Origin of the sequence: Serratia sp. CY84636, assembly GCF_052166245.1 — a bacterium.
Lineage (GTDB): Bacteria > Pseudomonadota > Gammaproteobacteria > Enterobacterales > Enterobacteriaceae > Serratia > Serratia nevei.
The window spans coordinates 1-13,233 of record NZ_JBJNOX010000022.1 but is presented as its reverse complement, the minus strand read 5'-3'; the positions used below and the strand labels follow the sequence as shown (position 1 = coordinate 13,233).

The 13,233-nt window shown below is 55.7% G+C and carries 18 protein-coding genes; 12 read left to right on the top strand and 6 right to left on the bottom strand.

What is annotated here, in order from left to right:
• The first annotated feature begins 4 nt into the window (after nucleotides 1–4).
• The 7 genes from rpsK to ACJ8QI_RS24735 all read left to right on the top strand — a co-directional run bounded on the left by rpsK (nucleotide 5) and on the right by ACJ8QI_RS24735 (nucleotide 3,726).
• Nucleotides 5–394 (top strand): 30S ribosomal protein S11, encoded by a 390-nt coding sequence (gene rpsK / locus ACJ8QI_RS24765; protein ID WP_004929731.1) that lies wholly within the window; start codon nucleotides 5–7, stop codon nucleotides 392–394.
• Nucleotides 395–424: 30 nt separating this feature from the next.
• Nucleotides 425–1,045, top strand: a complete 621-nt coding sequence (gene rpsD, locus ACJ8QI_RS24760) for a 30S ribosomal protein S4 (protein WP_025304496.1) — start codon at nucleotides 425–427, stop codon at nucleotides 1,043–1,045.
• A 25-nt stretch (nucleotides 1,046–1,070) separates the two neighbouring features.
• Nucleotides 1,071–2,060: a DNA-directed RNA polymerase subunit alpha gene (locus ACJ8QI_RS24755; protein ID WP_002919219.1), complete on the top strand. Its 990-nt coding sequence runs from the start codon at nucleotides 1,071–1,073 to the stop codon at nucleotides 2,058–2,060.
• Nucleotides 2,061–2,100: 40 nt separating this feature from the next.
• Nucleotides 2,101–2,490, top strand: a complete 390-nt coding sequence (gene rplQ / locus ACJ8QI_RS24750; RefSeq protein ID WP_004929726.1) for a 50S ribosomal protein L17 — start codon at nucleotides 2,101–2,103, stop codon at nucleotides 2,488–2,490.
• A 148-nt stretch (nucleotides 2,491–2,638) separates the two neighbouring features.
• Entirely contained in the window at nucleotides 2,639–3,013 is a 375-nt protein-coding gene (locus ACJ8QI_RS24745) for a DUF1992 domain-containing protein (RefSeq protein WP_308345378.1), read from the top strand.
• Nucleotides 3,013–3,444 carry a Zn(2+)-responsive transcriptional regulator gene (gene zntR, locus ACJ8QI_RS24740; protein ID WP_336844546.1) on the top strand — a complete coding sequence of 144 codons (432 nt, stop codon included), beginning with the start codon at nucleotides 3,013–3,015 and terminating at the stop codon, nucleotides 3,442–3,444. Before ACJ8QI_RS24745 ends, zntR begins: the two co-directional genes overlap by 1 nt.
• Nucleotides 3,445–3,519: 75 nt before the next feature.
• Nucleotides 3,520–3,726, top strand: coding sequence for an alternative ribosome-rescue factor A (locus ACJ8QI_RS24735; protein WP_100396735.1), 207 nt, complete (start codon nucleotides 3,520–3,522; stop codon nucleotides 3,724–3,726).
• A gap of 58 nt (nucleotides 3,727–3,784) precedes the next feature.
• Here ACJ8QI_RS24735 and mscL read toward each other — a convergent pair whose 3' ends face one another.
• From mscL to def, 5 genes are all read right to left on the bottom strand, one after another.
• Entirely contained in the window at nucleotides 3,785–4,201 is a 417-nt protein-coding gene (mscL, locus tag ACJ8QI_RS24730) for a large-conductance mechanosensitive channel protein MscL (protein ID WP_025304493.1), read from the bottom strand.
• Between the two features lie 136 nt (nucleotides 4,202–4,337).
• A complete protein-coding gene (trkA, locus tag ACJ8QI_RS24725; protein ID WP_004929716.1) occupies nucleotides 4,338–5,714 on the bottom strand; it encodes a Trk system potassium transporter TrkA in 1,377 nt (458 codons plus the stop codon).
• A 55-nt stretch (nucleotides 5,715–5,769) separates the two neighbouring features.
• Entirely contained in the window at nucleotides 5,770–7,059 is a 1,290-nt protein-coding gene (gene rsmB, locus ACJ8QI_RS24720; RefSeq protein WP_089186527.1) for a 16S rRNA (cytosine(967)-C(5))-methyltransferase RsmB, read from the bottom strand.
• A 72-nt stretch (nucleotides 7,060–7,131) separates the two neighbouring features.
• Nucleotides 7,132–8,076 carry a methionyl-tRNA formyltransferase gene (gene fmt / locus ACJ8QI_RS24715; RefSeq protein WP_412008493.1) on the bottom strand — a complete coding sequence of 315 codons (945 nt, stop codon included), beginning with the start codon at nucleotides 8,074–8,076 and terminating at the stop codon, nucleotides 7,132–7,134.
• A 17-nt stretch (nucleotides 8,077–8,093) separates the two neighbouring features.
• Nucleotides 8,094–8,603 (bottom strand): peptide deformylase, encoded by a 510-nt coding sequence (def, locus tag ACJ8QI_RS24710; protein ID WP_015379260.1) that lies wholly within the window; start codon nucleotides 8,601–8,603, stop codon nucleotides 8,094–8,096.
• Between the two features lie 133 nt (nucleotides 8,604–8,736).
• On the opposite strand from def, the gene dprA reads away from it, so the two are divergent.
• Genes dprA through aroE form a run of 5 tightly spaced genes read left to right on the top strand, consistent with a single transcriptional unit; the run spans nucleotide 8,737 to nucleotide 12,281 of the window.
• Nucleotides 8,737–9,858, top strand: a complete 1,122-nt coding sequence (dprA, locus tag ACJ8QI_RS24705) for a DNA-protecting protein DprA (protein ID WP_442533200.1) — start codon at nucleotides 8,737–8,739, stop codon at nucleotides 9,856–9,858.
• On the top strand, nucleotides 9,830–10,303 hold the full coding sequence (smg, locus tag ACJ8QI_RS24700) for a DUF494 family protein Smg (RefSeq protein WP_033650013.1): 474 nt from the start codon (nucleotides 9,830–9,832) through the stop codon (nucleotides 10,301–10,303). The genes dprA and smg overlap by 29 nt, the downstream gene beginning before the upstream one ends.
• A gap of 25 nt (nucleotides 10,304–10,328) precedes the next feature.
• A complete protein-coding gene (locus ACJ8QI_RS24695; protein ID WP_019456195.1) occupies nucleotides 10,329–10,874 on the top strand; it encodes a DNA topoisomerase family protein in 546 nt (181 codons plus the stop codon).
• Nucleotides 10,875–10,881: 7 nt separating this feature from the next.
• Nucleotides 10,882–11,451, top strand: coding sequence for an L-threonylcarbamoyladenylate synthase type 1 TsaC (tsaC, locus tag ACJ8QI_RS24690; RefSeq protein WP_047729720.1), 570 nt, complete (start codon nucleotides 10,882–10,884; stop codon nucleotides 11,449–11,451).
• Nucleotides 11,452–11,462: 11 nt separating this feature from the next.
• On the top strand, nucleotides 11,463–12,281 hold the full coding sequence (gene aroE / locus ACJ8QI_RS24685) for a shikimate dehydrogenase (protein WP_087762906.1): 819 nt from the start codon (nucleotides 11,463–11,465) through the stop codon (nucleotides 12,279–12,281).
• A 38-nt stretch (nucleotides 12,282–12,319) separates the two neighbouring features.
• On the opposite strand, the gene ACJ8QI_RS24680 is transcribed toward aroE, so the two are convergent.
• The gene (locus tag ACJ8QI_RS24680) at nucleotides 12,320–12,862 is read right to left on the bottom strand and encodes a gamma carbonic anhydrase family protein (protein WP_004929699.1); all 543 of its coding nucleotides are present in this window, start codon (nucleotides 12,860–12,862) and stop codon (nucleotides 12,320–12,322) included.
• Nucleotides 12,863–13,233 lie beyond the last annotated feature (371 nt).

Genomic DNA, 13,233 nt, shown 5'->3' with positions numbered 1-13,233 from the left:
AATAATGGCAAAGGCACCTGTTCGTACACGTAAGCGTGTAAGAAAGCAAGTCTCTGACGGCGTGGCTCATATCCATGCTTCTTTCAACAACACCATCGTTACCATCACTGATCGTCAGGGTAATGCTTTGGGTTGGGCAACAGCCGGTGGTTCCGGTTTCCGTGGTTCTCGTAAGTCCACTCCGTTCGCAGCACAGGTTGCAGCAGAACGTTGTGCTGACGCAGTAAAAGAATACGGTATCAAGAACCTGGAAGTTATGGTTAAAGGACCTGGTCCTGGTCGTGAGTCTACTATCCGCGCTCTGAACGCGGCTGGTTTCCGCATCACTAATATTACTGATGTGACTCCGATCCCTCATAACGGTTGTCGTCCGCCGAAAAAGCGCCGCGTGTAACGCAGCTTTTAGGATTGTTGGAGAAAGAAAATGGCAAGATATTTGGGTCCTAAGCTCAAGCTGAGCCGTCGTGAGGGCACAGACCTGTTCCTTAAGTCTGGCGTTCGCGCGATCGATTCCAAGTGTAAAATTGAACAAGCACCTGGTCAGCACGGTGCGCGTAAACCGCGTCTGTCTGATTACGGTGTTCAGTTGCGTGAGAAGCAGAAAGTTCGCCGTATGTACGGCATTCTGGAGCGTCAATTCCGTAACTATTACAAAGAAGCAACCCGCCTGAAGGGCAACACCGGTGAAAACCTGTTGCAGCTGCTGGAAGGTCGTCTGGACAACGTTGTTTACCGTATGGGCTTCGGCGCTACTCGTGCAGAGTCACGTCAGCTGGTTAGCCACAAAGCAGTTATGGTAAACGGTCACGTTGTTAACATCGCTTCTTATCAGGTATCTCCGAATGACGTAGTCAGCATCCGCGAGAAAGCTAAAAAGCAGTCTCGTGTTAAAGCTTCTCTGGAGCTGGCTGAGCAGCGTGAAAAGCCGACTTGGCTGGAAGTTGATGCTGCTAAGATGGAAGGCGTGTTCAAGCGTATGCCTGAACGTACCGATCTGTCTGCGGACATTAACGAACACCTGATCGTCGAGCTTTACTCCAAGTAAAGCTTAGTACCAAAGAGAGGACACAATGCAGGGTTCTGTGACAGAGTTTCTAAAACCGCGCCTGGTAGATATCGAGCAAGTCAGTTCGACGCACGCCAAGGTGACCCTTGAGCCTTTAGAGCGTGGCTTTGGCCATACTCTTGGCAACGCACTGCGCCGTATTCTGCTTTCATCTATGCCGGGTTGCGCGGTGACCGAGGTTGAGATTGATGGTGTACTGCATGAGTACAGCACCAAAGAAGGCGTACAGGAAGATATCCTGGAGATCCTGCTCAACCTGAAAGGGCTGGCGGTGAGAGTTCAAGGCAAAGACGAAGTTATTCTTACCCTGAATAAATCTGGCATTGGCCCTGTGACCGCTGCCGACATCACCCATGATGGTGATGTCGAAATCGTCAAGCCTCAGCACGTGATTTGCCACCTGACTGATGAGAACGCGGCTATCAGCATGCGTATCAAAGTTCAGCGCGGTCGCGGTTATGTGCCGGCTTCTGCCCGAATTCATTCGGAAGAAGATGAGCGCCCAATCGGTCGTCTGTTGGTTGACGCCTGCTACAGCCCTGTAGAGCGTATCGCCTACAATGTTGAAGCTGCGCGTGTAGAACAGCGTACTGACTTGGATAAGCTGGTCATCGAGATGGAGACCAATGGCACGATCGATCCTGAAGAGGCGATCCGCCGTGCGGCCACCATTCTGGCTGAACAACTTGAAGCTTTCGTTGACCTGCGTGATGTACGTCAGCCGGAAGTTAAAGAAGAGAAACCAGAGTTCGATCCGATCTTGCTGCGCCCTGTTGACGATCTGGAATTGACTGTCCGCTCTGCTAACTGCCTCAAGGCAGAAGCTATCCACTACATCGGTGATCTGGTACAGCGTACCGAGGTTGAGTTGCTGAAAACGCCAAACCTGGGTAAAAAATCTCTTACCGAGATTAAAGACGTGCTGGCCTCACGTGGTCTGTCTCTGGGCATGCGCCTGGAAAACTGGCCGCCGGCAAGCATTGCTGACGAGTAACCGGATCACAGGTTAAGGTTTTACTGAGAAGGATAAGGTCATGCGCCATCGTAAGAGTGGTCGTCAACTGAACCGTAACAGCAGCCATCGCCAGGCTATGTTCCGTAACATGGCCGGCTCTTTGGTTCGTCATGAGATCATCAAGACGACCCTGCCAAAAGCAAAAGAGCTGCGTCGCGTTGTTGAGCCGCTGATTACTCTTGCCAAGACCGACAGCGTAGCTAATCGTCGTCTGGCATTCGCCCGTACTCGTGATAACGAGATCGTGGCAAAACTGTTTAACGAGCTGGGCCCGCGTTTCGCGAGCCGTGCCGGTGGTTACACTCGCATTCTGAAGTGTGGCTTCCGCGCAGGCGACAACGCGCCGATGGCATACATCGAGCTGGTTGATCGTGCTGAGTCTCAAGCAGAAGTAGCAACTGCAGAGTAATCTGTAGACGCGTAAAAAAACCGGGCTTGCCCGGTTTTTTTACGTCCAAACCCAGCCAAATATGCGTAATTCTCCCGCTGCGCTTAAGATCCCTGCCCCTATCCGCTATGCTAAGGTTTCATCATTAGGCTTACCGAGGCTGTCTGTCATGGGGTTGCTCGATCAATGGGCGGAACGTCATATCCTTGAGGCCCAGGATAAAGGCGAGTTCGACAATCTGCCCGGCCAGGGCCAACCGTTGGCGCTGGAAGATGACAGCGCGGTGCCGGCTGAGCTACGCGCCGGTTATCGTCTGCTGAAAAATGCCGGTTACCTGCCACCGGAGCTGGAAGATCGCAAAGAGGCGTTGACCGTTGCTCGCTTGCTGCAAGGGATTAGCAGTGAGCATCCGGACTATGTCGAATTCAGTAAACGCATGGCGCTGCTGGAGCATCGATTACGTCAGGCCGGGATGAGTACGGATTTCTTGCATGGCGAATATCAGCGTGCATTGGACGGCAAATTCACCCGGGAGGAGAAGTAATGTTCAAGATAGGTCAGTTGGCCAAGCTTGCCGAAGTAACGCCGGATACCGTGCGTTACTATGAAAAGCAGGGCATGATGGATCACAATGTCCGTACTGAGGGCGGTTATCGGCTCTACACCGAGCAGGATCTGCAGCGGCTGCGCTTCATTCGCTATGCCAAGCAGCTGGGGTTTACTCTGGAAACGATCGCCGAACTGCTGTCGATCCGCGTCGATCCTGAGCATCATACCTGCCAAGAGTCGAAGTCGATCGTCGATGCGCGCCTGAGCGAAGTGGAAAGCAAGTTGGCGGAGCTGACTCGTATGCGCGAATCGCTGAAGCGGCTGAGTGATGCCTGCTGCGGCACTGCCCATACCAGCAATTATTGCTCTATTCTGGAGGCCTTGGAACAGGGCGCCAGCGATGAAAAAGGCAAAAAAGATTGCTGACGGCACTTTAATTTTTATACCGCCGGCAGTATTATCGCCCCGTTTTATTACCCCACCTTTTACAGGAGCATTATTATGACGAAATATCGTCACACTAAAGGTCAGATTCAAGATAACGCCATTGAGGCGCTGCTGCATGATCCGCTATTCCGTCAACGAGTAGAAAAGAATGTGAAAGGCAAAGGCAGCTATCGGCGTAAAGAAAAACACAACAAAGGCGGTAACTGGGAGGCCAGTGGTAAACGATCAAACGATCAGTTACCACTGGCCTTCTGGTTTTAAGGCATTAAAAAAGCCACCTTCGTCAGGTGGCTTTTTATTGGCGTAACCAAACGCTGTTTTACAGTTTTGGCTGTTGTTGCTGGCTCAGCAGGTCACGGATTTCCGTCAGCAGTTTCTCTTCTGCGGTAGGTGCTGGCGGCGCTGCCGGGGCTTCTTCCTGCTTGCGGCGCATTTTGTTCATCAATTTAATCGCGAGGAAGATGGCGAAGGCGACAATCACGAAGTCGAATACGGTTTGAATGAATGAACCGTAGTTCATTACCACCGCCGGGACGGCGCCCTGAGCTTCACGTAAAACCAGATGGAACTGTTTAAAGTCGACGCCGCCGATCAGTAGGCCCAGAGGTGGCATGATGATATCGGCCACGAAGGACGAAACAATCTTACCGAATGCAGCACCGATAATCACACCGACGGCCAAATCGACCACGTTGCCACGCATGGCAAATTCGCGAAACTCTTTCAACATACTCATAGAACGCACCCCTTGCAGAATTAATAACTCAAGTTTAACAAAGCAATTTCCCTTTGCCACAAAAGGAGAGAAGTTTTATCTCCCCCAAGGCAGAGAACAACTACGCGATTATAGACCATCGCCTAATAAATTCGTTCTACAAGAAGAACGGGCTCGGTTGGAACAAGCGTTCAACGTCCGGCACGAATTTCTTGTCGGTAATAAACATGATGACGTGATCGCCCTGTTCGATTTTGCTGTTGCCATTGGCGATGATAACGTCGTCGCCACGTACGATCGCACCGATGGTGGTACCTGGTGGCAGCTTGATGTCTTCGACGATGCGGCCGACCACTTTGGACGTGCTTTCATCGCCGTGGGCAATCGCTTCGATCGCTTCCGCCACGCCGCGGCGCAGTGACGAAACGCTGACGATATCCGCTTTGCGCACGTGCCCCAACAGGGCGGAGATGGTCGCCTGTTGGGGGGAAATGGCAATATCGATCACGCTGCCTTGCACCAGATCGACATAGGCGCGGCGCTGGATCAATACCATTACCTTCTTGGCGCCCATGCGCTTGGCCAGCATGGCGGACATGATGTTGGCCTCATCGTCGTTGGTGATAGCGATGAAGACATCCACTTGTTCGACGTGCTCTTCGGCCAGCAGCTCCTGGTCGGAGGCATCGCCGTAGAACACGATGGTATCGTGCAGCTGCTCGGCCAGTTCGGCGGCGCGTTGCTGGTTTCGCTCGATCAGTTTGACGTTGTAGTCTTTTTCCAGCTTGGCGGCCAGGCCGGCGCCGACGTTGCCGCCACCGACGATCATGATGCGCTTATACGGTTTTTCCAGCCGCTGCAGTTCGCTCATCACCGCGCGGATGTGTTGTGATGCGGCGACGAAGAAGACTTCATCACCGGCTTCGATAATGGTCGAGCCTTGCGGCCGGATAGGTCTGTCCTGGCGGAAAATTGCGGCGACGCGGGTGTCGATATGTGGCATGTGTTCGCGCATCGAAGAGAGCGCATTGCCGACAAGCGGGCCACCGTAATAGGCTTTAACCGCGGCGATGCTGACCTTGCCTTCGGCGAAATTGACCACCTGCAACGCGCCGGGGTACTCAATCAGCTTGTAGATATAGTCTATGACCAACTGTTCCGGTGAAATCAGATGGTCGATCGGCACCGCTTCCGGCAGGAACAGTTTCTCCGACTCGCGGATATATTCCGGCGCGCGGATACGGGCGATACGGTTGGGGGTATTAAACAGAGAATAGGCGATCTGGCAGGCGATCATGTTGGTTTCGTCGGAGTTGGTGACGGCGACCAGCATGTCGGCGTCTTCCGCGCCGGCTTCGCGCAGCACTCGAGGGTGAGAGCCGTGCCCCTGAACCACGCGCAGATCGAATTTATCCTGCAGCTGACGCAGACGACCGGAATCGGTATCGACGACGGTGATATCGTTGTTTTCACCCACCAGGTTTTCCGCCAGCGTCCCGCCAACCTGACCGGCACCAAGAATAATTATTTTCATCGTGTTCTCTGCTTCACACTGAAAGACTTAGGGCGCGCGTGCACGCCCCGAAGCATTACATTTTAATCAGCTTAGCGTAAAAGAAGCCATCGCCGTCCTCGGGATGCGGGATATTCTGCCGTCCTGGCCGCTGCGCATCACCGGTTTCAACCAGTTTGGCATCGGCGTGGCGCTGCAAGAACGCGGCGATCTGGCTGCTGTTTTCATCCGGCAGGATAGAGCAGGTCGCGTAAACCATCACGCCGCCCGATTTCAGATGGGGCCAGACGGCTTCCAGGATGTCGGCCTGCAGCGCGGCGAGTTCGGCGATGTCGCGATCGCGGCGCAGCCATTTGATGTCGGGGTGACGGCGGATCACGCCGGTGGCGGAACAAGGCGCGTCCAGCAGGATCCGGTCGAACTGCTTGTCACCGCACCATTGCTGCGGGGTGCGGCCATCACCCAGCTTAACTTCGGCATGCAAACGCAGGCGCTGCAGGTTTTCTTTCACCCGCGCCAGGCGCTGTTCGTCGATATCGACCGCCATGACGTGCGCTTTCGGTGCCGCTTCCAGAATATGCGTGGTTTTGCCGCCAGGCGCGGCGCACAAATCGAGGATCTGTTCACCGTCTTGCGGATCCAATAGATCGACACAGCCCTGGGCTGAGGCATCTTGCACGGTGACCCAGCCGTCGGCGAACCCAGGCAGATCGGTCACGGCGCAAGGCGCCAGCAAACGCACTGCATCGGCATAGTCTGCGTGAGGTTCTGCGGCGATGCCGGCGTCGGTCAACAACTGCAGATAAGCTTCCCGGGTGTGATGCAGGCGGTTGACGCGCAGCCACATCGGTGGCTTCTGGTTATTGGCGTCGACGATCTGTTCCCAGTTGGCGGGATAGGCTTGTTGAAGGCGTTTCAGCAACCAGCTTGGGTGCAGATAGCGGCTGTCATTGTTGGCGGCGCGCTGTAGCAGCTCTTCCTGCTGGCGCTGGAATTGCCGCAAGACGCCGTTAATCAGGCCTTTCAACTGCGGGCGTTTCAGCGCTACCGCGCCCTCCACGGTTTCCGCCAATACGGCGTGCGCCGGGATACGGGTATACAGCAGCTGATACAGGCCGACCATCAGCAAATAGTGCAGCGTGCGCTGCTTGCCGGTCAGCGGCTTGGCCATCAATTGCTGAATGCACCATTCGAGCTGCGGCAGCACGCGCAGCGTGCCGAAACACAGTTCCTGCAGCAACCCGCGATCTTTATCGCTGATGGTGGTTTGGAGCGCCGGCAGGACGGTGCTGAGCGACTGCCCTTGATCCAGCACCTGGCCGATGGCTTTGGCAGCGATGCTGCGGAGATTGTAATTATTTTTCATAGGCTGAAGCTGATAACGATCGGCATTAAGAAAATAACGGCCCGGCGATGAACGGCCGGGCAGTGGGGTGACTTACAGCCGGTTACCCGGGGTAAACCATTCACGACGTGAATTTAAAAGGTCTTGCGCCGACATCGGTTTCTTGCCGGCGGGCTGCAGTTGGATCAGATTGAGGATGCCGTCGGCGGTCGCCACCTGAATGCCGTGCTTGTCGGCATGGACAACGGTGCCTGGCTCCACGTTGGTGCTTTGCGTCAGTACGCTGGCTTGCCACACTTTCACCGGTTGATCGTCGATGGTGAAGTAGCTGACCGGCCAAGGGTTGAAGGCGCGGATACAACGCTCTAACTGAGCGGCGGACAGATTCCAGTCCAGACGGGCTTCTTCTTTGCTCAGCTTCTCTGCGTAGGTGACCAGCGCTTCGTCCTGCACTTCGCGGGTGGCGCTGCCGTCTGCCATTTGGCGCAGCGTAGTCAGCATGCCCTGCGGGCCGAGCTGTGCCAGCTTGTCGTAGAGACTGGCGCTGGTATCGCTGCTCTCAATCGGGCAGGCAATCTTGTGCATCATGTCGCCAGTATCGAGACCGACGTCCATCTGCATGATGGTCACGCCGGTTTCGCTGTCGCCGGCCCAGAGCGAACGCTGGATCGGTGCCGCGCCGCGCCAGCGAGGCAGCAGCGAGCCATGTACGTTGATGCAACCGAGACGCGGCATATCCAGCACCGCCTGCGGCAGGATCAGCCCGTAGGCAACCACCACCATCACGTCGGCGTGGAGATCGGCCACCAGGCGTTGGTTTTCTTCGGGGCGCAGCGATTTGGGCTGAAAGACCGGCAGTTGGTGTTGTTCAGCCAGTACTTTGACCGGGCTTGGCGTCAGCTTGTTGCCGCGGCCTGCCGGGCGGTCGGGCTGGGTAAAAACGCCGACAATCTGGTGCTCAGATGACAACAGCGCGTCAAGATGACGCGCTGCGAAGTCTGGTGTTCCGGCGAAAATAATCCGTAAAGAGTCAGACACGTTGATTTCCTGATCGGTTAGGCGCGGGCTTGAAGCTTGGCCATTTTTTCCAGTTTCTGACGAATGCGCTGACGCTTGAGCGGCGACAGGTAATCGACGAACAGTTTACCCATCAGGTGATCCATCTCGTGCTGGATGCAGATCGCCAACAGATCGTCCGCTTCCAGCTCGAAAGGTTTGCCTTCGCGATCCAGCGCGCGGATCTTCACCTGCGCGGCACGGGGTACCAACGCACGCTGTTCGGGAATGGAAAGACAGCCTTCCTCGATGCCGGTTTCGCCGCTTTTTTCCAGCAGTTCCGGGTTGATCAGCACCAGGCGCTGATCGCGATTCTCGGAGACGTCGATCACGATAATGCGCTGATGGATATCCACCTGAGTCGCAGCCAGGCCAATGCCTTCCTCTGCGTACATGGTTTCAAACATATCATCCACGATGCGCTGGATATCTGCATTGACTTCTTTTACCGGCGCTGCGACTTTGCGCAGACGCTCGTCTGGGAAATGTAATACCTGCAAGACTGACATATATCTTTAGATCTGTATCCGAGTAATGAACGAGGTTTAACCTCTATTCTAGACATTTCCCGGCCTGATTGACAGCATTGCGCACCAATTGCTCAGATTGGTAATACCACCGTTTTTGCTGAGGGAACAGACGATGCGGCCGGAAGAGATCGCTTTACGGATGCGAGGGGTAACGGGGCTGCAGACCGTTGTGGCCAGCTGGCTCGTGCGGCAGCTATCGCAAATGGGGTGCGAGCCTCGCCGCGTGCTGCATGAGCTAGGGTTGGACGAACGGCAGCAGACGCAGTTCAACCAGGTGGATCCCGGTTATCTGGCCGCGACCCTGCGTTGGCTGGAGGAGCCGGCGCACCGTATGCTGAACTACAGAGCGGCCGGTTATCCGGAACGCCTGGCCCAGATCGACGATGCGCCGCTGTTTCTGCTGATCGAGGGCGATCCTCAGGCGTTGCTGCGCCCGCAGCTCGCCATGGTTGGCAGCCGGCAGTTCAGCCACTACGGTGAGCGTTGGGCCAATTATTTCGCCGAGGAATTGGCGCGTTGCGGTTTCACCATCACCAGCGGTTTGGCGATCGGCATCGACGGCATTTGCCATCGCGCAGCGCTGGCGGTCGGGGGTTGCACGGTAGCGGTGCTGGGCAGCGGACTGGCCAATGTTTATCCACGCCGGCACCGCAGGCTCGCGGAGCATATTGTCGAGCAGGGCGGCGCGGTGATTTCAGATCATTTGGTCACTGATTTACCTCTGGCCGACCATTTTCCGCGCCGTAACCGTATTATCAGCGGGCTGAGCCAGGGCGTTCTGGTCATAGAAGCCTCGTTGCGCAGCGGTACTCTGGTGACGGCTCGCTATGCGCTGGAGCAGGGGCGTGAAGTGTTCGCCTTGCCGGGGCCGTTAGGGAACCCGATGAGCGAGGGGACACATTGGCTGATCCAACAGGGCGCGCACCTGGTCACCGGGCCTAAAGATATCGCAGAATTGCTGGGAAGCGGCCTTCACTGGCTGCCACTGAACGAAAATACAACTATTTGTGCGTCGCAGGCTGAAGTTGAATTGCCATTTGCCGATGTGTTGGCTAACGTAGGAGATGAGGTGACACCTGTTGACGTCGTCGCTGAACGTGCCGGCCAACCTGTGCCAGTGGTGGTAATCAAGTTACTCGAACTGGAGTTAGCAGGTTGGATCGCAGCTGTACCCGGCGGCTATGTCCGAATAAGGAGGGCAAGCCATGTTCGACGTACTCATGTACTTGTTTGAAACTTATATCCACAATGAACCAGAGATGCGCGTCGATCAGGATCAACTGACTGATGATCTCGCTCAGGCGGGGTTTCATCGGGATGATATCTACAACGCGTTGAATTGGCTTGAGAAGTTGGCTGACCTGCAAGAAGGTCAAAATGCGCCTTACTTTATGGATGCCGATCCGCTGGCGATGCGGATCTATACCGAAGAGGAGAGCGCGCGTTTGGACGCCGGCTGCCGTGGTTTTCTCCTGTTCCTGGAACAGATTCAGGTATTGAACCTCGAAACCCGTGAAATGGTTATCGACCGCGTTATGGCCTTGGATAATGCGGAATTCGATCTCGAAGATCTGAAATGGGTCGTGTTGATGGTGCTGTTTAATATCCCCGGATATGAAAGCGCCTATCAGCAAATGGAAGAACTGTTGTTTGAAGTGAACGAAGGTTATCTGCATTGAGCTGATAACGCGCATAGAAGACGTTATGACAAAAAACGCGATTTTTGCCGCCAGGCAAAATGAACCCTGTCCGGAATGCGGGGCCGAGCTGGTGATCCGTAGCGGTCGCCATGGCCCCTTCCTCGGCTGTTCCCAGTACCCTGAATGCCAATATATTCGCCCGCTGAAAGCGCAGGCCGATGGGCATATCGTCAAAGTGCTGGATGGGCAGCAGTGCCCGAAGTGCCAGGCGACGTTGGTGCTGCGCCAGGGGCGCTATGGCATGTTTATCGGTTGCAGCGATTATCCGCAGTGCGATCATACTGAAGTGATCGATAAGCCTGACGAAACCGCCATTACCTGTCCGCAGTGCGGTCAGGGCAAACTGCTGCAGCGTAAATCGCGCTATGGCAAGGTTTTTCACTCCTGCGATCGTTACCCGGAATGCCAATTTGCCCTCAATGTTAAACCCGTCGCCGGTGAATGTGCCTATTGCCATTATCCGCTGCTGATGGAAAAGCGCACGGCAAAAGGCCCTGTCCTGTGCTGTGCCAGCAAGCTGTGCGGAAAACCCGTCGCGACTACAGAATAATCACATCATGAACTCAGAATTAAGCCCGAACCTTGTATCTATCATCGATGCTTTGCATCAACAGCAGGTGATTGCCTATCCTACCGAAGCGGTATTCGGCCTGGGGTGCGATCCCGACAGCGAACAGGCGGTCAATGCGCTGCTGGCGTTGAAACAGCGGCCGTGGGAAAAGGGGCTGATTCTGATCGCCGCCGACTATGCGCAGCTTAAGCCTTATATCGACGACAGTGCGCTCAGCGAACAGCAGCGCGCGACGATGTTCGCCAGCTGGCCTGGGCCGGTAACCTGGGTGTTGCCTGCTCGCCCGGAGACGCCACGTTTACTGACCGGGCGTTTCAGCTCGCTGGCGGTGCGCGTTAGCGATCACCCGTTGGTGCAGCGGCTGTGTCGGCAGTACGGCAAGCCACTGGTATCGACCAGTGCCAATCTCAGTGGGTTGGAGCCGTGCCGCAGTGCGGATGAAGTCACACGACAATTCGGCACTGCTTTCCCGGTATTGGCCGGCGAGGTGGGTGGCCGTCTTAATCCTTCCGAAATCAGAGATGCTCTGACCGGCGAACAGATCCGTCAGGGCTAGAGGTAATGGGCATGGAGAAGTTTGCGGTATTTGGCAACCCTATTGGTCACAGCAAGTCGCCGCGAATTCATGCGCTGTTCGCTGCCCAGACTGGCATTGAGCATCCTTATGGAGCGGTGTTGGCACCGTTGGACGGTTTTGAAACCAGCCTGCAGGCGTTTATCCACGCCGGAGGGCTGGGGGCGAATGTCACGGTGCCTTTCAAAGAGCGTGCTTATGAGCTCGCCTCCGAGCTGAGCGAGCGTGCAGCGATGGCCGGGGCGGTCAATACCCTGAAGGTATTGCCGAATGGCGGTCTATTGGGGGATAACACCGACGGCGTCGGTTTGCTGACCGATCTGCAGCGTCAACAATTGATTCGGCCGCAGGATCGCATTCTGCTGGTGGGCGCCGGCGGCGCAGCGCGCGGTGTGATCCTACCGCTGCTGTCTTTCGGCTGCCGGCTCACGATCACCAACCGCACCTTCAGCCGGGCTCAAGAGTTGGCCCACGCTTTCCGGCATTTGGGGGAAATCTCGGCGGCGCCGATGGATCAACTGGATCAGCAAGCGTTCGATCTGGTGATCAATGCGACGGCGTCCGGCATCAGCGGGGAGATCCCGGCCTTGCCCGCGGGCGTAGTCAACGCGAAAACCCGTTGCTATGACATGTTCTATCAGCAGGGCGTCACGCCATTCCTGGCCTGGGCGCAGCAGCGGGGGGCAACGGAATATGCCGATGGGCTGGGTATGCTGGTGGGGCAGGCGGCGCATGCTTTTCTGCTTTGGCACGGAGTGATGCCAGAGATCGAGCCGGTATTGCGCCAGCTGCGCAGCGAGCTGGCGGCATAAATCCTACCCCGTTCTCTTTATAGGGAACGGGGCGCCCATCAGATATCTTCCGACAGGTATTCGTCTTTCCAGCGTACATAGTTGTTAGAAGAGTAAAGCAATCCCTCCAACTCGGCGGCGGTCAACGGCCGCACCTGGCGTGCCGGGCTGCCCATATAAAGATAGCCGCTCGCCAGGCGCTTGCCCGGTGCCACCAAACTGCCGGCACCAATCATTACGTCGTCTTCTACTACTACACCGTCTAACAGGATCGAGCCCATACCGACCAGCACCCGGTTGCCGATGGCGCAGCCGTGCAGCATCGCTTTATGGCCCACGGTCACGTCTTCCCCAATCAGCAGGGGATAACCGTCTGGGTTGTGTTCGGAACGGTGAGTCACATGCAGTACGCTGCCGTCCTGAATATTGCTGCGCGCGCCGATCTTTACCGCATTGACGTCGCCGCGGATAGCGACCAGCGGCCAGATGCTGACGTCATCCGCCAGATCGACGTCGCCGATCACGACGCTGGAAGGATCGATCAAGACGCGCTGACCGAGTTTGGGGGTGTATTGAAGATAAGAACGTACTGCATCGGACATAATGCTGCCTCACGTCGGGATCATATTTACCGGCAATACTAGACTCTGGCGATGGAATTACAACCAACAGCAGCGCCGGATCCTGCGGAAAATGGCCCTGATCGCACAAGATCCACCCGGAAGGGCTGAAAAGTGTGCAAACAGAAAGAAAAGATCAAAAAAGGGGTTGTGCAAAAAACTCGGATCCCTATAATGCGCCTCCATCGACACGGCGCAAGTGATTCACTTCACACAGCGGCCGGGAAGAAAGAGAAAAAATCCTGAAAATTAGGGTTGACTCTGAAAGAGGAAAGCGTAATATACGCCACCTCGAGTTAGCAAGCGAAAGCGCCTAACTCACTGCTCTTTAACAATTTATCAGACAATCTGTG

Coding starts and splice junctions, on each gene's coding strand:
- rpsD (WP_025304496.1), top strand. CDS start 425: ATGGCAAGATATTTGGGTCCTAAGCTCAAGCTGAGCCGTCGTGAGGGC.
- tsaC (WP_047729720.1), top strand. CDS start 10,882: ATGAACTCAGAATTAAGCCCGAACCTTGTATCTATCATCGATGCTTTG.
- dprA (WP_442533200.1), top strand. CDS start 8,737: ATGCGGCCGGAAGAGATCGCTTTACGGATGCGAGGGGTAACGGGGCTG.
- rplQ (WP_004929726.1), top strand. CDS start 2,101: ATGCGCCATCGTAAGAGTGGTCGTCAACTGAACCGTAACAGCAGCCAT.
- rsmB (WP_089186527.1), bottom strand. CDS start 7,059: ATGAAAAATAATTACAATCTCCGCAGCATCGCTGCCAAAGCCATCGGC.
- smg (WP_033650013.1), top strand. CDS start 9,830: ATGTTCGACGTACTCATGTACTTGTTTGAAACTTATATCCACAATGAA.
- mscL (WP_025304493.1), bottom strand. CDS start 4,201: ATGAGTATGTTGAAAGAGTTTCGCGAATTTGCCATGCGTGGCAACGTG.
- ACJ8QI_RS24680 (WP_004929699.1), bottom strand. CDS start 12,862: ATGTCCGATGCAGTACGTTCTTATCTTCAATACACCCCCAAACTCGGT.
- ACJ8QI_RS24755 (WP_002919219.1), top strand. CDS start 1,071: ATGCAGGGTTCTGTGACAGAGTTTCTAAAACCGCGCCTGGTAGATATC.
- aroE (WP_087762906.1), top strand. CDS start 11,463: ATGGAGAAGTTTGCGGTATTTGGCAACCCTATTGGTCACAGCAAGTCG.
- zntR (WP_336844546.1), top strand. CDS start 3,013: ATGTTCAAGATAGGTCAGTTGGCCAAGCTTGCCGAAGTAACGCCGGAT.
- ACJ8QI_RS24735 (WP_100396735.1), top strand. CDS start 3,520: ATGACGAAATATCGTCACACTAAAGGTCAGATTCAAGATAACGCCATT.
- ACJ8QI_RS24695 (WP_019456195.1), top strand. CDS start 10,329: ATGACAAAAAACGCGATTTTTGCCGCCAGGCAAAATGAACCCTGTCCG.
- def (WP_015379260.1), bottom strand. CDS start 8,603: ATGTCAGTCTTGCAGGTATTACATTTCCCAGACGAGCGTCTGCGCAAA.
- trkA (WP_004929716.1), bottom strand. CDS start 5,714: ATGAAAATAATTATTCTTGGTGCCGGTCAGGTTGGCGGGACGCTGGCG.
- rpsK (WP_004929731.1), top strand. CDS start 5: ATGGCAAAGGCACCTGTTCGTACACGTAAGCGTGTAAGAAAGCAAGTC.
- ACJ8QI_RS24745 (WP_308345378.1), top strand. CDS start 2,639: ATGGGGTTGCTCGATCAATGGGCGGAACGTCATATCCTTGAGGCCCAG.